Source organism: Nocardia sp. NPDC057668 (assembly GCF_042799795.1).
Taxonomy (GTDB): Bacteria; Actinomycetota; Actinomycetes; order Mycobacteriales; family Mycobacteriaceae; genus Nocardia.
Window position 1 is genome coordinate 1,260,567 of the sequence record NZ_JBHVIC010000001.1, and the last position, 25,983, is coordinate 1,286,549.

A 25,983-nucleotide genomic window follows, 5' to 3' on the forward strand; every position below is an offset into this window, starting at 1 on the left:
GGCGGGATGCGCGACCATCGATCACCTTTGCAAGCCCTCGAGGGCCCCGCATCGACCTACCCGCTCACAGCGGCGCAGCGTGCGATTCGGTTATTGCAACAGCTCGCGGGCGACACACCGGTGTCGAACGCGCTGTACCTCGAACTCGCCGGTGACCTGGACACCGCGCTGCTGATCGCGTCGTTCGGGCGGGCGCTCGACGAGTTCGAGGTCAGCCGGGTGCGAATCGTCGAGGTGGACGGCGTGGCGCGCCAGGTGGTGGACGACACCGCCAACGGCGCGGTGCGGCTGCTCGACCTCACGGCCACACCCGATCCCGTTGCCGCCGCGCAGGATTGGATGAACGCGGACTTCCGCGCACCCATCGACCTGCCCCACGGCCCGGTGGTGCTCGGCGCTGTCCTGCGGGTCGCCGAGCACCGCTGGTTCTGGTACCTGCGCGCCCACCACATCGTGATGGACGGCGTCGCCGCGCTCAACATCCTCACCCGCAGCGCGGGGCTGTACACCGCGGCGCTCGCGGGCGAAGAGCCCGCGCGCCAGGCGATTCGGACGCTGGGCGAGATCGTGGCGGCTGACGAGCAGTACCGATCGTCGCAGCGCTTCCGCGACGACCGCCTGTTCTGGGCGGAGTATGTGGCCGAGCTGCCCGAACCGGTCACCCTGACCGATCGGGTGGCGCTGGCCGAGGCGCATCCGCTCGCGGTGAGCGCGGTGCTGTCCGCCGGCACCGACGACGCGCTGCGCGCCGCGGTCGCGAGCCGCGCCACCGGCCCGGCGGTCTTCCTGCTGGCCGCGTTCGGGGTGTATCTGGCCCGGATGACCGGCTCCGACGATGTGGTGCTGAGCCTTCCGGTGTCCGCGCGCGTCACCGCGTCGATGAGCCGCTCGGGCGGCATGACCGCCAACATCGTCCCGTTCCGCATTCGCCTGACCCCGGATCTGTCGGTCGGCGAGCTGCTCGAGCGGACCCAGGGCACCCTGATGGAGGTCCTGCGCGGACAGCGCTATCGGCACGAGGACATGCTCGCGGACTCGGGATCGGTTGCCGCGCGCCATCTTCCGCAGGCCGCCGGGCCGATGGTCGACCTGATGATCCTGGACACCCGGATCGAGCTCGGCGACATCACCGGCCGGCTGCGAGTCCTCACCCCGGGGTTGGTTCCCGACCTGTCGGTGAACGTCTACCCGGCCGTCGGCGGGGAGAGCACCCGCGTCGACTTCTTCGCCAATCCGAGCGCGTACACCCCCGAACAGGTCGCGGCGCATCACGAGCGGTTCGCGCACTTCTTCGACAGCTTCCTGAGCTGCGTGCTCACCGATCCCGCTACCCGGGTGCGCTCGGTGGAACTGCTCGAGCCCGAGGAGCGCCGGGAACTGCGGCGCGCGGGCGCCGGGGCGCCGGGTCCCGAACAGCTCACCCTGCCCGAGCTGTTGTCCGGGGCGGCCGCGGCGCACGCCGATCGGATCGCCGTCCGCGCGGACGAGCGCACCTGGACCTACCGCGAACTCGACGAGTGGTCGAACCGGTGCGCCCGTGCGCTGATCGAGCTCGGCGCGGGGCCGGAAACCACCGTGGCGGTGGCGATCCCGCGCTCCGCGGCCTGGATGCGCGCGCTGTGGGCGGTGGCCAAGACCGGCGCCGCGTTCGTGTCCCTGGATCTCACCCAGCCGGTCGAGCGCAACCGGTTCGTCCTCACCGACTGCCCCGCCGCCATCCTGCTGATCGACGGCGCGGGCGCACCGGACATCAGCGGTCTGGACGGATGCGGCGCCCGGGTGGCCGACCTCGACGGGTTCGAACCGGCCGCGCACCGGGCGGATCCGATCACCGACGCCGATCGGCGCGGCGCGGTCCAGCCCGGCAATACCGCGTACATGGTGTACACCTCCGGTTCGACCGGTACCCCCAAGGGTGTCGCGGTCACGCACGCGGGCCTGTCCGCGATCTCGGACACCCTCGTGCGGCAGTACGGAATCGACCGTGATTCGCGCATGCTGGCCGTCGCGGCCCGCACCTTCGACGCGGCGGTCTTCGAAGTGCTGGCCGCGGTTCCGGCGGGCGCGGCCCTGATCGTCTCCCCCGCAGGTGTTTTCGCCGGTCCGCCGCTGACCGAGCTGATGCGGGCCCAGGGTGTGACGCACGCATGTTTGACTCCGGCGGTCGCCGCCACCCTCGACGCTCCGCGGCTCGACGCGTTGCGCGTGCTCATGGTGGCGGGCGAGGCGTGCCCGCCCGCGCTGGTGCGCCAGTGGTCCGGCAGCGACTCCGCCGGAGTCCGCAGGCTGTACAACCTCTACGGCCCGAGCGAGGCCACCATCTGGGTCACCGGCGCCGAGTTGCGCCCGGACGGCCCCGTCGCACTGGGCACTCCGATCGCCGGCGTACGGCTTTCGGTGCTGGACGCGTGGCTGCGGCCCGTCCCCCTCGGCGTCGCGGGCGAGCTGTACGTGACCGGGCCCGGGGTGGCGCGCGGCTACCTGGGCCGGGCCGATCTGACCGCGGCCGCGTTCGTCGCCGATCCGGACGGTCCGGCCGGTGCGCGGATGTACCGCACCGGCGACGTGGTGCGCTGGGAGCCGCGACCGGACGGCGCGACGACGCTGATCTTCGTCGGCCGCACCGATTCACAGCTCAAGATCCGCGGCCAGCGCCTCGAACTCGGCGAGATCGAGGCGGCGCTGACCGACCTGGAAGAGATCCGGCAGGCGGTCGTCGGCACCGCGGGCGCGGACGCCTCGACCTGGGTCGCGGCCTATGTCACCGCCACGCCGGGCCACACCGCCGACACCGGAGCGATCCGGCAGGCGCTGGCGCGGCGACTGCCGTCGTACATGGTCCCCGAGACGATCACGGTGCTCGACGACCTGCCGATGACCCCGACCGGCAAGGTGGATCGCCGCGCCCTGCCCGCACCGCTGCGCCCGGTCGCCGCCTACCGGCCGGCGGCCTCGCCCTTCGAGGAGATCATCGCCGCCGCCTTCGCCGAGGCGCTCGCGGTCGACCGCGTCGGCGCCGACGACGACTTCTTCGCGCTCGGCGGGCATTCCATCTCGGCTACCCGGGTGGCCGGCCGCCTGGCCGAGGTGACCGGTCGCGCGGTCGGCGTCCGCGACATCTTCGACGCCCCCACCGTCGCCGGGGTCGCCCGGGTGCTCGCCGCACGCGAGATCGGCCCGGGCCGCAAGCACCCGGCGCTGGTCGCCGGGCCGCGGCCCGCGCGAATACCGTTGTCGTTCGCGCAACTTCGGATGTGGTTCGGCAACCGGTTCGAACCCGAGGCCCCGACCTACAACATTCCGCTGGTCTTCCGGTTGGCCGGTGTGCTGGACATCGGGACCCTGGCAGCGGCGCTGAACACGCTGATCGACCGGCACGAAGCGCTGCGGACCCGCTACCCCGAGGCGGACGGGGTGCCCTATCAGGACGTGGTCCCCGGTCCCGACGCCGCCGCGCTCCTGGAGGTCGTCGACCTCGGACCGGGCGAGCTGAGCGATGCGGTGGCACAGCGGGTCCGGCGCGGCTTCGATCTGCGGACCGACCTGCCGCTGCGCGCCACGATCCTGCGGTCCGGGCGACTCGAGCACGTCCTGGTGCTCGTGGTGCATCACATCGCCGCGGACGGACTGTCGATGGCGCCGCTGCTGCGAGATCTGTCCGCGGCGTTCGGCGCGCATTCCACGGGCCGGGAACCGGGCTGGAGCCCGCTGCCGGTGCAGTACCCGGACTACGCGCTGTGGCAACGGGACCTGCTGGGCACCGAGGCCGACGACGACAGCGCCCTGCTGGCCCAATGCCGCTACTGGGAACGGGAATTGGCCGGTGCGCCGCAGCCGATCGCGCTGCCCGCGGACCGGCAGCGCCCGCCCGTGCTGAGCAATCGCGGCGGCGTCGTGGAATTCACCGTCGACGCGCCGTTGCGCGAGGAGCTGTACCGGCTCGCCAGGGAACACCGGGTGAGCGCGTCCATGGTGCTGCAGGCGGCCCTGGTGGTGCTGCTGTCGCGGCTGGGCGCCGGACCGGACGTCTCGATCGGCGGACCGGTGGGCGGTCGCACCGACGAGGCGCTGCGCGATGTGGTCGGCTTCTTCGTCAACACGTGGGTGCTGCGCGTGGACCTGTCCGGCGACCCGCGGTTCGACCAGGTGCTGGATCAGGTGCGCGGAAAAGCGCTGACCGCCTACGAGAATCAGGACGCGCCGTTCGAGCGGCTGGTGGAGCGGATCAACCCGATCCGGTCCACCGCGCACGCGCCGCTGTTCCAGGTCTCGCTCGAGTTGCAGAGCGGCGGCCTGCCCGCCCTCGTACTGCCCGATCTGGTCGCGGAGTTCGTGCCGGTGTCCACCGCGAGCGCCAAACACGATCTGCATGTCGATCTGATCGAAACCCTCGCCACCGCGGAGACCCCCGCGACGCTGCTGGGCCGGATCGAATACGCCACCGACCTTTTCGACCACGACACCGTGACCGGCATCGCCGACCGCTTCCTGCGCGTGCTGACCGCGGTGAGCGCGGATCCGGCCCAGCTGGTCGCCGACATCGCCCTGCTCGACGACGCCGAGTGCGACGAACTGGTGACGGGCTGGAACGCCGATGCGGCGCTCGCGGAGCCGGAATCGACTGTCACGGAGGCATTCCGCGCACGAGTCGAGGCGGCCCCGAGCGCGGTCGCGGTGGCCTGCGGCGAGGTGGAACTGACGTACGCGGACACGGACGAGCGGGTGGCCGCACTGGCCCGCGAGCTGGTGCACCGCGGCGTGGGCCGGGGCTCGGTCGTGGCCGTGGCGCTGCCGCGCTCGGCCGACCTGGTCATCGCGCTGCTGGCGGTGGTCACGGCCGGCGGCGCGTATCTGCCGATCGATCCCGAATACCCCAGCAGCCGAATCGAATTCATTCTCGGCGACGCCGATCCGTCCCTGGTGCTCACCACGTCGGCGACCGCGGCGGGGTTGCCGCTGGGTGAGCGGCCCGTGCTGTGCCTGGACACCGAGGCGCTCGACGGCGCGCCCGACGGGATCGAGCTCCCCGAGCTGTCCCCGGCCGATGCCGCCTACGTCATCTACACCTCCGGCTCGACCGGACGCCCCAAAGGCGTTGTGCTCGAACACCGCGGCGTGGTCAACATGGCGGCCCACGGCTGGCCGGGCGGGCCGGGCGAGCGGGTGCTGCTGCACTCCTCGATGGCCTTCGACGCCTCCGCGTACGAGCTCTGGCCCACCTTGCTCGGGGGTTCGACCCTCGTCGTCGCACCACCCGGTCGCGCCGATCTCGCGGAGCTGGGCCGGACCATAGCGCGGCACGGGGTGACGGCCCTGTACGTCACGACGCCGCTGTTCGAGGTGCTCGCGGGCGCGGGTACGGAACTGCGCCTGGACACCGTGCAGCGGGTGGTCACCGCCGGTGACGCGCTGCGACCGGTCGCGGTCACCCGTTTCCGGGATCGATGGCCCGGCATCGGAGTGGTCAACGCGTACGGGCCGACCGAGAACACGGTGTGTGTCACCGCCTTCGAGATACCCGGCGCGATGGACGGGATGTACCGGGGCAGCGTGCCGATCGGCGCGGCCATCGGGAACATGCGGGTGTTCGTGCTGGATTCGCGCCTGCGGCCGGTTCCGGTGGGCGTGGCGGGCGAACTGTACGTTGCCGGAACGCAGCTGGCGCGGGGCTACCGCAATCGGCCGGGCTTGACCGCGGAACGGTTCCCGGCCTGCCCGTTCGGGGCCGGCACGCGGATGTACCGCACCGGCGATGTCGTGCGGTGGACGCGCGAAGGCATCCTCGAATTCGTCACGCGCGCCGACGAACAGGTCAAGGTGCGCGGGTACCGGATCGAGCCCGGCGAGGTCGAGACCGCCCTGACCGCGCACCCGCTGGTCGCGCAAGCGGTGGTGATAGCGCGCGAGATCGGCTCGGCTGCAACCGATTCCACGGCCGTGGCGGACAAGCGACTGGTCGGGTACGTCGTGCTGGATCACTCCGATACCGATACCGGCGCCGATGAGGCTGCGCGCGCCGCCGAGCTGCGGCGTTTCGTCGCGGATCGACTGCCCGAGTACATGGTGCCCGCGGCCGTAGTCGTGCTCGACGCGCTGCCGCTCACTCCCAACGGCAAGGTCGATCGGCGTGCGCTGCCCGTGCCGAGCATCGCCGTCACCGCGTCGCGCGCCGACCTGACCCCCGCCGAGACGATCGTCGTCACCGTCTTCGCCGAGGTGCTCGGGCTGGACGTGGTCGGGGTCGACGACGACTTCTTCGCCCTGGGCGGGCATTCGCTGTCCGCGATGCGGGTGGCCTCGCGGCTGACCGCGCTGCTGGGTTCCGAGGTCGGGGTACGCGAGGTCTTCGAAGCCCCCACTTCCGCCCGGCTGGCCGCGGCCCTCACCGACCGCGACGCGGCGGCGCAGCCCACCCGGGCGGCGCTGACGGTTCGCGAACGGCCCGAACGCACGCCGCTCTCGTTCGCGCAGTCGCGACTGTGGTTCATCAACCGGTTCGAGCCCGATTCACCGGCCTACAACATTCCGATGGTGCTGCGCCTGCGCGGCCCGCTGGATCAGCGGGCGCTGGCCGATGCCCTGGGCGATGTCGTCGCACGGCACGAGAGCCTGCGCACGGTGTTCCCGCACGAGGACGGGGTGCCGTTCCAGCGGATTCTGCCCGCCGAGGCGGCCGTGCCCGAAATCGAGACGGGCACGGCCGATCCCGCCGGGCTCGACCGGACCATCATCACGCTCGTCCGCCGGGGCTTCGACGTCTCGACCTCGACGCCGCTGCGAGTGACGGTGCTGGGCAACGGCTCCGACGATCACATCGTGGTGCTCGTGCTGCACCACATCGCCGCGGACGGCTGGTCGATCGCGCCGTTCGTGCGCGACCTGACCGCCGCGTACACCGCGCGCCGCCAGGACAGCGCACCGGCGTGGACGCCCCTGCCCGTGCAGTACGCGGACTTCGCGCTGTGGCAGCGCGAGACCCTGGGCCTGGAATCGGATCCGGACAGCGTGCTCTCGACCCAATTCCGTTACTGGGAAACCGAATTGGCCGACGCACCGCAGCCGATCACGCTCCCGGTGGACCGCCCGCGCCCCGCGGTCGCCAGCAATCGCGGCGACGTCATCGAGTTCGCGTTCGAGCCCGCGCTCAGCGCGCGGCTCTACGAACTCGCCCACGAGCGCCAGGTGACGGTGTCGATGCTGCTGCAGTCCGCCCTCGCGGTGCTGCTGTCCCAGCTCGGCGCCGGGGACGACGTCTGCATCGGCGGCCCGGTCGCCGGGCGAACGCAGGAGGCGACCCACGATCTGATCGGCTTCTTCGTCAACACCTGGGTGCTGCGCGTGGACCTGTCCGGCGACCCGCGGTTCGAGCAGGTGCTCGAGCAGGTCCGCCGAAAGGCCCTGACCGCCTACGAGAATCAGGACGCGCCCTTCGAGCGGCTGGTCGAACTGCTGCAGCCGACCCGCTCACCGGCCTACCACTCGCTGTTCCAGGTGTCGTTCGCCCTGCAGAACAACCTGCTGCCCGATCTGCGCCTGCCCGACCTGGACGCCGAGATCGTCCCTGCGCTCACCGGCACCGCCAAATTCGATCTGCACGTCGACGTGGTCGAGCGGATGGATCCCGCCGACAGCACCGCCGCGCCGGTGCTGTCGGGCCGGATCGAATACGCCACCGACCTTTTCGATCGCGGCACCGTGCTCGACCTCGCCGACCGGTACCTGCGCCTGCTGGCGACGGTCACCGCCGATCCCGCCGTGTCCATCGACCGCATGGAGCTGCTCGCGCCGCAGGAGCACGACCGGCTGCTGCGTGTCTGGAACGACACGTCCGCGGCCCTGCCGCAGGCGCCCTCGCTGGACCGGCTGTTCGCCGAACGGGTCGCGCAGGCGCCGGACGCGATCGCCGTCGCCCACGCGGACGGTGGGCTGACCTATCGCGAGCTAGCCACGCGCGTCGATGTTCTCGCCCGCGTCCTGATGTCCCGGGGTGTGGTGCGGGGCTCGGTGGTCGCGGTCGCGATGCCGCGCTCGGCCGATCTGGTGACGGCGCTGCTCGCGGTGGTGGCGGCCGGCGCCGCGTACCTGCCGATCGACACCGAATACCCGAGCAGCCGAATCGAATTCATCCTGAACGACGCCGACCCGGTGCTCGTGGTCACGACCGCGGCCGCCGCGGCGGAGCTGCCGCTGGGCGATCGGGTGCCGCTGTGCCTGGACGAGACCGCGCTCGACGGCGATGTGGCCGGCGGTGAGCTGCCCGGGCTGTCGCCGTCCGACGCGGCGTACGTCATCTACACCTCCGGCTCGACCGGACGCCCCAAGGGCGTTGTGGTCCAGCACCACGGCGTCATCAACATGGCGGTGCACGGCTGGCCCGGCGGCCCGGGCGAGCGGGTGCTGCTGCACTCCTCGATGGCCTTCGACGCCTCCGCGTACGAGCTCTGGCCCGCGGTGCTCGCGGGCTCGACCCTCGTCGTCGCACCGCCCGATCGACTCGATCTCACCGTGCTGATGCGCACGGTGGCCCGCCATCGCGTGACCACGCTCTTCGTAGCCACCGCCCTGTTCGAACTGCTCGCCACCGCCGGGCCCGAACTCGCGGCCGAATCGGTGCGACAGGTCGTCACCGGCGGCGACGCGCTGAGTTCGGCGGCGGTGACCCGTTTCCGTGACCGCTGGCCCGGCATCGACATCGCCAACGCCTACGGACCGACCGAGAACACGGTCTGCGTCACGACCCACCGAATCCTCGCCGCGCAGCCCTGGGCGCCCGGCGCCCGGGTGCCGATCGGCGCACCGGTGCCGAACGTGCGGGTGTTCATCCTGGACGCGCGACTGCGGCCGGTGCCGACGGGCGTGGCCGGCGAACTGTACGTGGCCGGTGCGCAATTGGCGCGCGGCTACTCCGGCAGGCTCGCGCTGACCGCACAGCGGTTCGTGGCGTGCCCGTTCGGTACCGCCGAGCGCATGTATCGCACCGGGGACGTGGTGCGGTGGACCCGCGACGGCGTCCTGGAATTCGCGGGCCGCGCCGACGATCAGGTCAAGGTGCGCGGCTATCGCATCGAACCCGGTGAGGTCGAAGCGGCCCTGGTGGCGCATCCGGCGATCTCGCGGGCGGTCGTCGTGGCGCGCACGCTCGGGTCCGGCGACGAATCCGCCGTGCTCGACAAGCAATTGGTCGCCTACATCGTGCGCGACCGCGCCGCGAGCGTCGGGGACGACGACGACCGCGCCGCCGACCTCGTCGACCACTGGCGCCAGGTCTACGACAACCTGTACGGGGGCAAGGAGAGCTATCTCGGCAACGGCCGGGAATTCGCCGAACCACTCGCCCTGGACGCGGATTTCGGCGGCTGGAACAGCAGCTACACCGGTGAGCCGATTCCGGTGCCGCAGATGCGCGAGTGGCGGGACGCGGTGGTGGACCGGGTGCTGGAGCTGCGGCCCGAACACGTGCTGGAGATCGGCGTCGGATCGGGCCTGCTCATGTCGCGACTGGCCGAGCGGTGCGCCGAGTACTGGTGCACCGACTTCTCGGCGGCGACCATCGCCAATCTCCGTTCGCGCCTGCACGAGTCGGCGGTGGACTGGGCCGAGCGGGTCCTGCTGCGCGTACAGGCCGCCGACGACACCACCGACCTGCCCGCGGGCCGATTCGACGTGGTGGTCATCAACTCGGTCGCGCAGTACTTCCCGAACGCCGCCTACCTGATCGACGTGATCGCCAAGGTCATGGGACTGCTGGCCCCCGGCGGCGCGCTGTTCCTGGGCGACATCCGAAACCTGTCGCTGCTGCGGGAATTCGCCACCGGCACCCAGCTGGCCGGCAGCGGGGACGAGGACACGGCGGCCGCGGTGCGCGAACGCGCGCGCCGGACCCTGCTGGCCGAGCAGGAATTGCTGGTCGCCCCGGAATTCTTCCTCGCCCTGCGGGAACAGATCGCCGAGATCGCCGCGGTGGACATCGAACTGAAGTACGCGCCGGTCGACAACGAGCTGACGCGCTACCGCTACGACATCGTGCTGCGCAAGTCCCCGGCGCGCGTGCGCTCGCTGGCCGCGCTGCCGCAGCGGGCCTGGACCGACTTCGGTGACCTGAGCGGACTGCGCGAGCGGCTCGCCGCCGACGATCCCGGCGCGCTGCGCGTCACCGGAATCCCGCAGACCGGAACGATGTCCGACGTCACGGCCACCAGGACGGTGGACGCGGCGGACGAGCACACCCCGGTGGCGGAGCTGGACCTGACGCATACGACAACCTCGGTGCTGCCGCACGAGATTCGCGAAGTCGGAACGGCATTGGGCTACACCGTCGCGGTCACCTGGTCGCCGGTGCCGGGCCTGATGGACGCGCTGCTGGTCCGGGAGGCCGACGACGCCGCGGTATTCGACGACCTCTACCTGGCTGCGGGTCCGCTGGACGTGCCGAGCGCCTATGCCAACGACCCCGGCATCGGTGATCTGGTCGCCGAGGTGCGCGAGTTCGCCACCCATCGCCTGCCGGAGTTCATGATTCCGGGGGCGATCGTCATCCTGGACGAGCTGCCGCTGCTGCCCAGCGGCAAGGTGGATCGGCGCGCCCTGCCCGAACCGCAGCTGCTCGCCTCGGTCTACCGGGCGCCGGCCACACCCATGGAGGAGGTCGTGGTCTCGGTCTTCGCCGAGATTCTCGGCATCGCCCGGGTCGGGGCCGACGACGACTTCTTCGCGCTCGGCGGGCACTCCCTGTCCGCGACCCGCGTGGCCTCACGGGTCGCCACGGCCACCGGTGTCACGGTCGAGGTGCGCGACGTCTTCGACGCTCCCACCCCCACCCGGCTCGCCGCCGTCCTGGCGGCGCGGTCGGCCGAACAGCCGGGCATTCCACTCACCCCGCAGCCCCGCCCGGACCGAATTCCCCTGTCCTTCGCGCAGTCTCGGATGTGGTTCATCAATCGATTCGAACCCGACTCCGCCGCCTACAACATCGCCATGGTGCTGCGGCTGCGCGGGGAACTGGACGCGGCGGCCATGTCCGCGGCCATCGCCGACCTGGCCGCGCGGCACGAGAGCCTGCGCACGGTGTTCCCCGACGAACACGGGGTGCCGTGCCAGCGGGTGCTGGCGGCCCGGGACGTCACGGACATCTCGGCCGTCGCCGTCGAGACCGTCGATCCGGCCGAGATCACCGGCCGGGTGACCGCCATCGTGCGCCAGGGCTTCGACGTCGCCGTGCTGCCGCCGTGGCGAACAACGCTGTTGCGCACCGCATCCGATGACCATCTGCTGGTCACGGTGCTGCACCACATCGTGGCCGACGGGTGGTCCATCGCGCCGCTGGTGCGCGATCTGTCCCACGCCTACACCGCACGCCGCGCGGGCCGCGCGCCCGAATGGACGCCCCTGCCGGTGCAGTACGCCGACTACACGCTGTGGCAGCGCGAGCTGCTCGGCGCGGAATCGGATCCGGACAGCGCGGCCGCTCGCCAACTGGATTACTGGACAGGTCATTTGGCGGGACTGCCCGACCACCTCGAGTTGCCCGCCGATCGCCCGCGCCCGGCGGTGGCGTCCCAGCGCGGCGGTACCCACACCTTCGTCCTGGACGCCGAGACGGTGGCCGGGCTGAACACCGTGGCACGCACCCGGCGGGTGACCGCGTTCATGGTGGTGCACGCGGCCTTGGCGACGGTGCTCTCGCGCCTGTCCGGCAGCGCCGACATCGCGGTGGGCACGCCGATCGCCGGGCGCGGCGCGGCGGCGCTGGACGGGCTGGTCGGCATGTTCGTCAATACGCTCGTGCTGCGCACCCGGGTCGAGGGTTCCGGTTCCTTCGCCGATCTGCTCGATCGCTGCCGGGCAACGGATCTGGCCGCGTTCGCACACGCCGACATCCCCTTCGAACGCGTCGTCGAAGCGCTGGACCCGCCCCGCAGCCAGGCCCATCATCCGCTGTTCCAGGTGCTGCTGGCCTTCCAGAACCTCGATCTGGATCCCACGGCGGCAGTGCTGCCCGGGCTCGAGGTCGAACCGCTGCGCAGCCTCGACATCGGGGTCGAGCGATTCGATCTCACCATCACCGTGGCGGACATCAACGGTGCGCACGCGGGCGGAGACGTGCCCGTCACCATCGGGTTCGCCGCCGATCTGTTCGACGAGCAGACGATCGCCGCCTTCGCCGACCGGCTCGTGTGCACGCTGCGCGCCGCGGTCGCCGATCCGGCGATCCGCCTGCGCGATCTGAATCTGCTCGCGGGCGATGAACGAGAATCGCTGCGGCGGTGGAACGATGGCGGCCCCGGTCCGGAGCCCCGCACGCTGGCCGAGATCCTCGAGCACGCCGCCCGGGAATTCGCGGACCGGCCCGCGCTCACGTTCGGGGACCGCACCCGGACCTACCGCGAGCTCGACGACTGGTCGAACCGCTGCGCGCGGGCGCTGATCGCCCACGGAGCCGGACCGGAAACCGTGGTGGCCATCGCCATCGCGCGATCCGCGGACTGGGTGCGGGCGGTATGGGCGGTCGCCAAGACCGGCGCGGCGTTCGTCTCCCTCGATCCGGCCCAGCCGCGGGAACGCAATCTCGGCATCCTCGCCGACTGCGCGGCCGCCATCGTGCTCACCGCCGATACGGCCGCGGCCTGGGACACCCCGGGGACGGCCGTCCTGGATCTGGTCGAGTTCGACCCGGCCGCACGGGATTCCGCTCCGCTCACCGATGCCGACCGACTCGGCCCGTTGCGCGCGGACACCACGGCCTACATCGTCTACACCTCGGGCTCGACGGGCATCCCGAAGGGAGTGACGGTCACCCACGCGGGCCTCACCGCCATCACCACGGCACAGCGTCACGAGCTCGCCACGACCGCCGACGCCCGCGTATTGACGGTCGCCGCGCGCACTTTCGACGCGGCGATCTTCGAACTGCTGCTCGCCGTGCCGGTCGGCGCGACACTGGTCGTGGCGCCGGCCGAGATCTTCGCCGGCGCACCGCTGACCGAGCTCATGCGCACCGAGCGGGTGACGCACGCGTGCTTGACTCCCGCGGTCGGCGCCACCCTCGACCCGGATCGGCTCGACGAGCTGCGGGTGCTGGTGCTCGCAGGAGAGGCGTGCCCGCCGGACCTGGTGCGCAAGTGGTCCGGCAGTGACGCGGCGGGCCTGCGCGCCGTGCACAACCTGTACGGCCCCAGCGAGGCGACGATCTGGGTCACCGGCACGGAATCGGTTGCCGGCGAGCCGGTATCGATCGGAACCCCGATTCCCGGCATTCGCTCGTCGGTCCGGGACGCCTGGCTGACCGAGGTGCCGCCGGGCGTGGTCGGCGAGCTGTACGTCAGCGGGCCGGGGGTGGCGCGGGGTTACCTGAACCGTGCCGGAGTGACGGCGGCGGCCTTCGTGGCCGATCCGTCCGGACCCGCCGGTTCCCGCATGTACCGCACCGGTGATCTGGTGCGCTGGCAGCCCACGGATGACGGCGGCGGCGCCCTGGTGGTGGTCGGCCGCGCCGACACCCAGATCAAGATTCGCGGCCAGCGCCTCGAACTCGGCGAGATCGCGGCTGTGCTCACCGAACTCGGCGACGTGCAGCGCGCGGTGGTCACCCAGGTCACCCAGGGCGATGCCGTGCGCCTGGCCGCCTACCTCACCGCGGCTCCCGGCCGGGAGCCCGACCCGGCCGCCATCCGGCACGCCGCCGCACGGCGGCTGCCGTCGTACATGGTTCCCGACACCGTCACGGTCCTGGACGAATTGCCGCTGACCGCGACCGGGAAGGTGGACCTGCGGGCCCTGCCGGAGCCGGAGTGGACGACCACGGCGTACCGCGCGCCCGCCGGCCCGGCCGAGGAGACCGTGGCCGCGGCCTTCGCCCAGGTGCTCGGACTCGACCGTGTCGGAGCCGACGACGACTTCTTCGCCCTGGGCGGCGACAGCATCGTCTCGATTCAGCTGGTCGCCCGGGCCAAGGAACGCGGCGTCGTGTTCACTCCGCGCCAGGTCTTCGAGGCCCGGACGGTGGCAGCACTGGCCAGCGTGGCCGAATCGGTCGAGCCCGCAACGATTCTCACGGAACTGCCCGGCGGCGGAGTCGGCGAGATGCCGCTGACGCCGATCGTCCGGTGGATGGTCGATCAGGGCGGGTTCGGGCGGTTGAACCAGACCCTGGTGCTGACCGCCCCGGCCGACATGGATCGGACCGGACTGACCGCGATCGTGCGCGCGCTGCTCGACCGGCACGACATGCTGCGGTCCCGGCTGTGGCACGACGGCCGGGATTGGCGGCTCGAGGTCCGCCCGAGCGAGGCGATCGAGGCCGACGCACTGGTGCACGCGATCCCGCTGTCCCCCGATCTCGACGCGACCGAACGCGAACGGCTCGTCGCGGCGGAGGTCGATGCCGCGCTGAACCGGCTCGACCCGGCCGAAGGCGCGGTGCTGCGGGTGCTCTGGTTCTCCCCGGCCGATACCGGCCGGGGCGGTCAGCTCGTCGTCGTCGCGCACCACCTGGTGGTCGACGGCGTCTCGTGGCGGATCCTGCTGCCCGATCTCGCCGCGGCCTGGCAGCGGTATCGCGCCGACGGCGCCGTGGCGCTGCCGCCGGTGGGCACCTCCATGCGGCGCTGGGCGCACGGCCTGGCCGAGGACGCCCTCGCACCGCACCGCACGGCGGAACTGCCGCTGTGGCAGCGCATCACCGACGGACCCGACCCCGCGCTCGGCTCGCGCGCGGCGGATCCCGCCCGCGACGGCGCGAGCACGATTCGGGTGCGGCGGGTGCGGGTGTCGCCGGAGACCACCGAGGCCCTGCTGACCCGGGTGCCCGCGGCGTTCCACGGCGAAGTCCAGGACGCGCTGGTCGCCGCGCTGGCGGTGGCGGTCCTGCGCTGGCGGGCCGATCGCTGTGTCCACGAGTCCTCGACTCTGCTCCGGCTCGAAGGGCACGGCCGCGAGGAACAGGCCGTGCCCGGCGCGGACCTGACCGCGACGGCCGGCTGGTTCACCACGATGTATCCGGTCCGGATCCCCTTGGCCGGAATCGATCTCGATGACGCCTACGCCGGCGGCCCGGCGATCGACGCGGTGGTCAAGAGCACCAAGGAACACCTGCGCTCGATTCCGGACCACGGCATCGGCTACGGGCTGCTGCGCTATCTCAACCCCGAGACGGCACCGACACTGCCCGCCGCACCGCCCGCACAGGTCGCCTTCAACTACCTCGGCCAGCTCTCCCCGCGCGGAACATCGGGCGGCACGGGCGTTTCCGACTTCGGCGTCACCGACGAACTCGGCGCGCCGATCGCCGATCACGATCTGCACGTGCTGGCGACCGCCGTGGTCGACGTCACCGCGGCCGTCACCGACGGCAGTCTCTCGGCCACGTTCGGCTACCTCTCCGGCCTGCTCGACGAGGCCGAGGTCGACGAACTGGCCGGGCTGTGGGTCGGCGCGCTGGACGCGGTCGTCGCCCGGCTGCGAAACCCGCACGCCGGTGGGCACACCCCCAGCGACTTCCCGCTCGTGCGGGCCACCCAGGCCGACATCACGGCGTGGGAGGCGCGCTACCCGGCGCTGGCCGAGGTCTGGCCGCTCTCACCGCTGCAGTCCGGGCTGCTGTTCCACGCCCGCCTGGCCGCGGCGACGGTGGACGTGTACGCGGTCCAGCTCGCGATCGGCCTGTCCGGCAGGGTGGACGCCGCACGCCTGCGCCGCGCGGCCGACGGTCTGCTCGAGCGGTACTCGAATCTGCGCGTGGCCTTCAATGCCACCGAGGCGGGTGAGGGCGTGCAGATCGTCGCCGACGAGGTGACCGCGCCGTGGCGCGAGATCGACCTGCGGGCAGAGTCCGAATCCTCCCTCTCGGACGTGATGGAACGGGACCGAGCCGAGCCGTTCGACACCGAGACCGCGCCACTGATGCGCTACACCCTGGTCACGGTGGCACCGAACCGATACACGCTGCTGCTCTCGTACCACCACGTACTCTTCGACGGCTGGTCCATGCCAACCCTGCTGCGCACCCTGCTCGCGGGATACGCGGAACCCGACGGGTCCGGCGGCGGCGAGTCAGCGGGCTCCTACCGGTCCTATCTCGACTGGCTCGCCCGCCAGAATCAGGCGAACTCGGTGCGGGTGTGGCGAGAGACGCTCGAAGGCGCCGACGCGACACTGCTCGCACCGCACACCGACGCGCCCGCCCAGTCCGAGCGAATGGGTTCGGTCACGGTGGATCTCGATCACGAACTCTCCGACCGGGTGATCGCCGCGGCGGTGTCGGCCGGGGTCACGGTGAACACCCTGTTCCAGGTGGCCTGGGCCATCGTGGTGGGCTATCTGGCCGGGCGCGACGACGTCGTGTTCGGCGCGACGGTGTCCGGCCGGCCCGCGGAGCTGCCCGGAATCGAAGCCGCGGTGGGCCTGTTCATCAACACCATTCCGGTGCGGATCCGACCGCGGACCGGCGAGCCCGTCGCCGCGCTGCTGAACCGCGTGCAGGCGGAGCAGTCGGCCCTGCTGGACCATCACCACATCGGACTGTCCGATATCCATGCCGCACTGGATGTTTCGGTGCTCTTCGATACCGTGCTGGTCTTCGAGTCCTATCCCGTGGACGAGGCCGCGCTCGCGGCCCAGGCCGCAGCGATCGACGACATGCGCGTCGAGGAACTGCGCTCGAACGACGCCGCGCACTATCCGCTGGCCCTGGTGGTGATCAAGGGCCAGCCGTTCCGGGCGCTGCTGCAGTACCGGCCCGACACCTTCGAGCCCGAGTGGGTGCGGACCGTGGCGGACCGGCTGGTGCGCGCATTGACCGCACTCACCGCCGACGTCCCGGGCACTGCCGAGTCCATCGATCTGCTCTCCCCCGCCGAACGCGACCGGCTCGCACCGGTTCGCGGTCTCCCGGCGCAGCGGGCGCGCACGCTGGCAGAGCTGCTCGCCGCGGGCGCGGCCATCGACCCGGCCGCCCCCGCGATCGTGGCCGGCACCGGGACGATGAGCTTCGGTGAGCTCGATGCCCGCTCGAACCGGCTGGCGCGCTTGCTGATCGAGCGCGGCGCCGGACCGGGCACCGCGGTCGCCCTGGCGCTGCCGCGCAGCACCGAGTTCCTCGTCGGGCTGTGGGCGGTGACCAAGACCGGTGCGGCCTTCGTGCCGATCGACCCGCGGCACCCGCTGGAACGCGTCGTCGGAATGATCGCCGATTCCGATGTGCGCCTGGTGCTTTCGGTGAACGAGACGGTCGCCACCGTGCCGGACACCATCGACCGGGTGATGCTCGACGACCCGGAACTGCCCGCTCGGCTCGCGGAGTTCGCCGCGGACCCGGTGGACGACACCGTCCGGACGCGGCCACTCCGCACGGCCAACATCGCCTACGTCGTCTACACCTCCGGCTCCACCGGGACACCCAAGGGCGTGGTGGTCAGCCACGACGGTCTGGCGAACTTCGCCGCCGAGCAGCGCGAGCGATACGCGCTGGACCCGGACGCCCGGGTGCTGGCCGTCTCGGCGACGGGCTTCGACGCGGTGATGATGGAACTGCTCATGGCGCATCCGCACGGCGCCACGCTGGTGGTGTCCCCGCAGGACGTGTTCGGCGGGCCCGGGCTCACCGATCTCATTCGGCGGCAACGGGTCACGCACGCCTTCGTCACCACCAGCGTGCTGTCGACCATGTCCCCGGCCGGGCTGGACACCCTGCGGGTGCTGGTCACCGGCGGCGAACGCGTGCCCGCGGAGCTGGTGGCCGCGTGGGCGCCGAACCGGAACCTGTACATCGCGTACGGACCCACCGAGACGGTCATCGTCACCCTGCTGAGCGAGCCGATGGCGCCGGACGCGCCGGTGACCCTCGGCGGTCCGATCCGCGGCATCGAAGCGGTGGTCCTGGACGCGCTGCTGCGTCCGGTGCCGGTCGGCGTCCGGGGCGAGCTGTACCTGGGCGGCATCCAGCAGGCCCGCGGCTACTCGAACCGGCCGGGGCAGACCGCCGCGGCCTTCGTCGCCGATCCATTCGGCCGCGACGGTTCCCGGCTCTACCGGACCGGCGACCTGGCGTACTGGAACACCAGGGGCACCCTGGAGTTCGCGGGCCGCAACGACTTCCAGGTCAAGGTGCGCGGGCAGCGCGTCGAACTCGGCGAGATCGAGGCGGTGCTCGGCGAGCAGCCCGGGGTGCAGAGCGTGATCGTGGTGCAGCACGCCCGATCCGGTCGCCTCATCGCCTATCTCGTGGGCGACGACCTCGAACCGGAAGGGGTCCTGGCCGGCGCGCGGCACAGGCTGCCCGCGCACATGGTGCCCGATATGTGCACCGTGCTGCCCGAGTTCCCACTCACGGTGAGTGGCAAGGTGGATCGCGCCGCGCTGCCCGAACCGGAGCAGTCGGGCCGCGCCTATCGCGAGCCGTCGACCCCGGCCGAGCGCACGGTGGCCGAGGCGTTCGCCGAGGTGCTCGGGCTCGACCGGGTCGGTGTGGACGACGATTTCTTCGCCCTGGGCGGGCATTCGCTCTCGGCGATGCGCGTGACCGCCCGGCTCGCCGCGACCTCGGGCGCCCGGATCGGGGTGCGCGATGTGTTCGAGTCGCCGACCCCCGTGCTGCTGGCGCGGGTGCTGGACGCGACACCGGATGCCGCGGCGGGACCCGAGCTGATCGCCGGGGAGCGTCCCGACCGGGTGCCGCTGTCCTTCGCCCAGCTGCGCATGTGGTTCATCAACCGATTCCAGGGCGCCGCGGGGGCGTACACGATTCCGCTGGTGCTGCGGTTGACCGGTGACCTCGACACCGAGGCGCTGATCGCCGCGCTCGCCGACGTGGTGGGCAGGCACGAGAGCCTGCGCACGATGTTCCCCGACGCGGACGGCACGCCGTATCAGCGGGTGCTGCCCGCCGAGCAGGCCGTGCTCCCGGTCATCGAGCAGGCGGTCGCGCCCGACGGGCTCGAAGCCGCTGTCGCGGTGGCGATCCGGTACGGCTTCGACCTGTCCGCGGAGCTGCCGATACGAGTCACGCTGCTGGACAGCGATTCCGGCGATCACGTGCTCGCGCTGGTGATCCATCACATCGCCGCGGACGGCTGGTCGATCGCACCGCTGGCCCGCGACCTGTCCACCGCGTACGCCGCGCGGCGCTCGGGACGGTCCCCGCGCTGGGTTCCGCTGCCGGTCCAGTACGCCGACTACACGCTGTGGCAGCGCGCGACGCTGGGTGCGCAGGACGATCCGCAGTCGCGGGCGGCCGCTCAACTCGCCTACTGGACAGCGCATTTGGCCGGGCTGCCGGATCGACTGGAATTGCCCGCCGATCGGCCGCGGCCGATGGTCGCCTCGCACGCCGGTCACAGCCACGCCTTCGCGCTGGACGCCGGATTGTTCGCGCGCCTGGGCACGATGGCCGAGGCGAACGGGGTGACGGTCTTCATGGTCGTGCACGCCGCGGTGGCGCTGCTGCTGTCCCGGCTGTCCGGCGCGTCCGACATCGCGATCGGCACCCCGATCGCGGGCCGCGGCGCGGCCGCGCTGGACGATCTCGTCGGCATGTTCGTCAATACGCTCGTGTTGCGCACGCGCGTCGACGAGGCCGGGTCGTTCGCGGATCTGCTCGGTCAGGTCCGCCGGGTCGATCTCGATGCCTTCGCACACGCGGACATTCCGTTCGAGCAGGTGGTGGAGGCCATCGACCTGCCCCGCACGCAGGCGCACCACCCGCTGTTCCAGGTGATGCTGGCCTTCCAGAACCTGGATCTGGATCCGGCGGCCGCACAGCTGCCCGGACTGCGGGTCGCGCCGATGAGTCTCGGCGTCACCGTCGAACGGTTCGACCTGTCCATCACCGTCGCCGACCTACCGGACGCCCGGGGCGACATCCCGGTCACCATCGGCTACGCCACGGACCTGTTCGACCGGGCGACCGTTGCGGCGCTCGCACGCCGGTTCGAACGCATCCTGATCGCGGCGGCGGGCGACCCCGCGACGGCCCTGCACGAGCTCGACCCGCTCGACGCCGCCGAACGGAAGTCGGTGCGGCAGTGGGGTGATGCGGGCTCCGCACCCGATCCGATCACACTGAACGAGATGCTCGCCCGGGCCGCCGCGCGGTTCCCGGAGCACCTCGCGGTCGCCGACGCCGGGCATCGTCTGACGTACGGGGAACTCGATCGCTGGTCGAATCGGTGCGCGCGCCTGCTCATCGAGCGCGGGGCGGGCCCGGAGCGGGTCGTGGCCATCGCGCTGCCGCGCTCGGCGGCGTGGGTGCGGGCGGTGTGGGCGGTGGCCAAGACCGGGGCCGCCTTCGTCTCGATCGATCCGGCCCAGTTGCACGAGCGGAACCGGTTCGTACTCACCGACGTGGGCGCGGCAGTGGTTCTCGCCCATACCGGAACACCAACCGGCGCACAGAAATCCGGACCGGCCGAATGGCACGACGACGGCATCGGGTTCATCGACCCGGACCTGGTGGACCTGCTGGAGTTCAGCGATGTGCCGGTGACCGACGCCGACCGGAGCGCGGTCGTCCGGCCGGGCAACACCGCGTACCTGGTGTACACCTCGGGCACCACCGGCACGCCGAAGGGCGTCGCGGTCACCAACGCCGGACTGGCGGCGGTCACGACCGAACAGCGCCGCCGCTTCGGGCTGGGCGTGGACGCGCGGGTATTGGCCGTAGCCGCACGTACTTTCGATGCCGCGGTGTTCGAGATGCTGTCGGTGGTCACCGCCGGATCGGCCCTGATCGTCGCCCCCGGCGAGACCTTCGCCGGCCCCGACCTGACGGAGTTGATCGAAGCCGAAGCGGTCACCCACGCCTGTCTGACGCCCGCGGTGGCCGCCACCCTGGACGCCCGGCGGCTGGACACGTTGCGCGTGCTCATGGTGGCCGGTGAAGCGTGCCCGCAAACGCTGGTGCGCCAGTGGTCCCGCAGCGACAGCGCGGGCGTCCGCCGGCTGTTCAACCTGTACGGGCCGAGTGAGACCACGATCTGGGCCGCCGTCGCGGAATTGCTCGCGGGCGAGCAGGTATCGCTGGGCGGGCCGATTCCGGGCCTGCGGCTCACGGTGCTGGACGCGTGGCTGCGCCCGGTGCCCCTGGGCGTGGTCGGCGAGCTGTACATCGCCGGACCGGGCGTCGCGCGCGGCTACCTCGGCCGGGCGGGGCTGACCGCCGGGTCCTTCGTCGCCGATCCCGACGGAACGGACGGCGCGCGGATGTACCGCACCGGAGATCTGGTGCGGTGGGTGCCCTCCGGCGACACGCACGCGCTGATGTTCGCCGGGCGCGCCGACCGGCAGATCAAGATCCGGGCCCAGCGCCTCGAACTCGGCGAGATCGAAACCGCGCTGGCCCGGCTCGCCGAGGTCGGCGCCGCGGTGGTCGTCCCGCACACCGCGGGCGAAGACCCCGGCGGCGCGGTGCGATTGGCCGCCTACGTCACCCCGGCCCCCGGGCAGTTCCCCGATCCCGACGCCGTCCGGCAGGAGGTGGCGCAGCGGCTGCCCTCGTTCATGGTTCCGGGCATCGTCATCGTGCTGGACGCCCTGCCGCTCACCTCGAGCGGCAAGGTGGACCGGCGCGCGCTGCCCGCCCCCGAGTGGGTCACCGTCACCTATCGGGCGCCCGCGACGCCGTTCGAGGACATCGTGGTCGCGGCCTTCACCGAGATTCTCGAGGCGGACCGGGTCGGTGCGGACGACGACTTCTTCGATCTCGGCGGGCATTCGCTGTCCGCGACCCGCGTCGCGGCCCGGGTGGCCGCGGCGGCGGGGGTCGAGGTGAGCGTGCGCGACGTGTTCGACGCGCCCACCGCGGCCCAGCTGGGCAGCCTGCTCGCCGACCGGTCGACCGGCGTCGCGCCGGGCCGGTCCGCGCTCGTGGTGCGCGAACGGCCCGAATACCCGCCGTTGTCATTCGCGCAGTGGCGAATGTGGTTCATCAACCGCCTCGAACCGGACTCACCGGCCTACAACATCCCGCTCGTGCTGCGCCTGACCGGAGAGCTGGACGTCGCCGCGATGACCGCCGCCATCGGGGATGTGGTGGCGCGCCACGAAACCCTGCGCACGGTGTTCCCGGACCGGGACGGCAATCCCTACCAGCGGATCATTCCGGCGGCCGAATCGGTGACGATCATCGAACAGCGCCGGGTCGAGCCGGGCGATCTCGACCGCGAGCTGGTGCCGCTGGTGCGGCGCGGCTTCGAGCTCACGACCGCACCGCCGCTGCGGGTCACGTTGCTGGACAGCGGTTCCGGTGAGCACGTCCTGGTGCTGGTGATGCATCACATCGCGGCGGACGGCTGGTCGCTCGCGCCGCTGGCACAGGACCTGGCGCTCGCGTACGACGCGCGCCGGGCCGGACGGGCTCCGGAATGGGCAGCGCCGTTGCCGGTGCAGTACGCCGACTACACGCTGTGGCAGCGCGAGGTCCTCGGGTCCGAGTCCGATCGGGCGAGCGTGTCGGCCCGTCAGGTCGCGTACTGGACCGAACAGCTCGCCGGGTTGCCCGATCGCATCGAGCTGCCCGCCGACCGAACCCGGCCCGCGGTGGCCACCCACCGCGGGGACACCTACTCGTTCGCGGTGGACGCGAGGACCGCCGCGAGTCTGCACGAGATCGCGCGCGCACACCGCGCGACGGTGTTCATGGTCATGCACGCCGCGCTGGCGATCGTGCTGGCCCGGGTCTCGGGCGGCGGCGACATCGCGGTGGGCACACCCGTCGCGGGCCGCGGCGACGCGGCGCTGGACGGGCTCATCGGCATGTTCGTCAACACGCTGGTCCTGCGCACCCGGATCGATGAGGCCGGCTCGTTCGGCGACCTGCTCGACGAATGCCGCCGGGTCGATCTGGCGGCCTTCGCCCACGCCGACATCCCGTTCGAGCGGGTGGTGGAGGCCGTGGATCCGCCGCGCACCCAGGCGCATCACCCGCTGTTCCAGGTGATGCTGGCGTTCCAGAACCTGGATCTGGATCCGGCGGACGATCTGCTGCCGGGAATCCGGTGCACGCCCATCGATCTCGGCAGCGGGGTCGAGCGATTCGACCTCACCGTCACCGTGTCCGACGACCCGGGCAACGACGGCGGTCTGCTGGTCGGGGTGAGCTACGCGCTCGATCTGTTCGACCGGCCGACCATCCTCGCGCTGACCCGTCGCCTGCACGACGTCATCGCCGCGGTGGCCGCGGACCCCGAGGTGGGGCTGCGGGACATCGAGGTGCTCGATCCGGCCGAGCGGGAACTGTTGTCGCGGTGGGGAGGTGGACCGCGCGGTCCCGAGCGCAGCACGCTCGCCGAGATTCTGGATCGCGCGGCCGTCGAGCACCCGGACCGGATCACGCTGGCCGACGCCGGCGGCGAGTGGACCTACCGGGAGCTGGATCGGTGGTCGAATCAGTGTGCGCGCATGCTGATCGAGGCGGGCGTGGGGCCCGAGTCGATTGTCGCGGTGGCGATTCCGCGATCGGCCGAATGGGTGCGGGCGGTGTGGGCGGTGGCCCGGACCGGCGCGGCGTTCGTGTCGATGGATCCCGCCCATCCCGCCGAGCGCAATCGGTTCATCCTGGCCGACTGCACGGCGACCGTCATGCTCACCAGCACCGAAATCCGTTCGCGGGCGGGCGGTGCCGCCGGCACGAATCCGGCCGACTGGGTGGGCGAGGACGTCCGGGTGCTCGATCTGGACGCGCTCGATCTCAGCGGGTACGGCGATGTCGCGATCAGCGATGCGGACCGGGGCGGAGAAGTACGGCCGGACAACACCGCCTACGTCATCTACACCTCCGGGTCGACCGGCAAGCCCAAGGGCGTCGCGGTCACCCACACCGGGCTCGCGGCCGTCATGGCCATTCAGCTCGAGCGGTACGAGCCGGACGCGGACTCCCGCGTATTGGCGGGCACCGCACGCACTTTCGACGCTGCCATCATCGAGCTGCTGGTCGCGATACCGGTGGGCGCGGTGCTGGTGGTCGCGCCGGACGACGTCTTCGCCGCGGAACCGCTGGCCGAACTGCTGCGCGCCGAGCGCATCACGCACGCCTTCCTCTCCCCGGCCGTGGCGATGTCGGTCGATCCCACCGGGCTCGACGACTTCCGCGAGCTCCTGTGCGGCGGCGAGGCGTGCCCGCCGGAGCTGGTGCGGCGCTGGTCGGGCACCGACGCCGCCGGTATTCGCCGGGTGCACAACGTGTTCGGTCCCAGCGAGTGCTCGATGTGGATCGCGGGCCTGCCGCTGCGGACCGGGGTGCCGGTGTCGCTGGGCGGGCCGATTCCGGACGCCAGGCTCACGGTGCTGGACTCGGCGCTGCGGCCGGTGCCGCCGGGCGCGATCGGGGAGCTGTACGTGGCGGGCCCGAGCCTGGCCCGGGGATACATCGACCGGGCGGGCCGGACCTCGACGTCCTTCGTGGCCGATCCCTTCGGACCGGCCGGGTCGCGCATGTACCGCACCGGGGACCTGGTGCGGTGGGCGTGCGACGCCGACGGAGACGCGGTGCTGATGTTCGCGGGCCGCGCCGACTTCCAGGTCAAGATCCGCGGCCAGCGGCTCGAACTCGGCGAAATCGAAACGGCGCTGGCGGATTTGGACGCCGTGCGCCAGTCGGTGGTCACCGTGCACACACCCGGCGGCAGCGAGACCGGCGGCGTGCGCCTGGCGGCCTACGTCACCGCCGCACCGGGCCGCACCGCGGAGCCGGCGGCGATCCGCCAGGCGGTGGCGCACCGACTGCCGTCGTTCATGGTGCCCGACACCGTCACCGTGCTCGACGCGCTGCCGCTGACCGTGAACGGCAAGGTCGATCGGCGGGCGCTGCCCGCGCCGGAGTGGGTGGTGACGCCGTACCGTGCGCCGTCGACGCCGCTCGAGGAGATCGTGGTCGAGGTCTTCTCCGAGATCCTCGAGGTCGAGCGGGTGGGCGTGGACGACGACTTCTTCACCCTGGGCGGAACATCGGTGGTCGCCATGCGCCTGACGTCCCAGCTGCGGGCGCGCACCGGCACCGCGGTGCCCTACCGATTGCTGTTCGCCGATTCGACCCCGGCCTCGCTGGCCCGGTATCTGGCTGCGCCGCAATCGGAGATGGGCATTTCGCTCGGTGTGCTGTCACCGCTGCGGTCGGGCGGACACAAGACCCCGCTGTTCTGCGTGCATCCCGGCGGCGGCCTGTCCTGGGTGTACGGCGCGCTCGCGGGACACCTGGACCCGGATCGGCCGATCTACGCACTGCAGGATCCGTACATCGTCGAGAACGGGCCCCGGCTCGAATCGGTGGACGCGTACGCCGAGCGGTACGTCGAGGAGATCCTGCGGGCCTTCCCCGACACCACATATCACCTGCTCGGCTGGTCGCTGGGTGGGAAGATCGCGCACGCCATGGCGGCGCGGCTGCAGGAATCGGGCCATTCGGTGGGTCTGCTCGCCCTCGTGGACGCGGGCGTGGCGGAGAATCTCCCGGAGCCGCCGGTACCGGACAGCGAGCGGGATCAGGTGGAGCTCGCCGAGTTCCTGCGCGGGTGGCGCGAATTCCTCGCGCTGCCCGACGATCAGCAGATCGAGGATCCGCACGAGGTGCTGCCGCTCATCGCCGAGCGGCTCAGCAGCGAAGGCATCCTGACCGCGCAGCAGGTGGAACGCGTGACCGAATGCTTCACCACCCCGGTCCCGCACACGCCGCCGCACTACGACGGAGACGCCGTCCTGTTCGTCGCCACGCGCGAGTCCTACCGCGATCAGATCGCGGACACCTGGGACGGGCACATCTCGGGGACCATCCACGAGATCCCGATCGACGAGTGGCACACCGGAATGATGAATCCGCGGGGCGCGAAGGAGATCGGCGCGATCATGAACACCCTGCTCCGCGACAGCGATACGCGGCGGTGAGCGCGGCGGCCGGCGGCGAACCCTGGGGTTCGCCGGCCGCCCCCCGGGGGCGCCCCCCCGGGGGCCCCGGGCCCCCCCCCCCCCCCGGGGGGGGGGTTGGGGGTAAAAAAAAAAAAC

Annotated in this window: 1 protein-coding gene; it reads left to right on the forward strand. The window is 71.9% G+C overall.

Features of this window, described 5'->3' with window-relative positions; all coding sequences use genetic code 11:
• The first annotated feature begins 6 nt into the window (after positions 1 to 6).
• Positions 7 to 25,866 (forward strand): non-ribosomal peptide synthase/polyketide synthase, encoded by a 25,860-nt coding sequence (locus tag ACFVBH_RS05885; protein WP_379000161.1) that lies wholly within the window; start codon positions 7 to 9, stop codon positions 25,864 to 25,866.
• Positions 25,867 to 25,983 lie beyond the last annotated feature (117 nt).

What these genes read in the sequence shown, in the direction of transcription:
- ACFVBH_RS05885 (WP_379000161.1), top strand. Translation starts at nt 7, where the DNA reads ATGCGCGACCATCGATCACCTTTGCAAGCCCTCGAGGGCCCCGCATCG.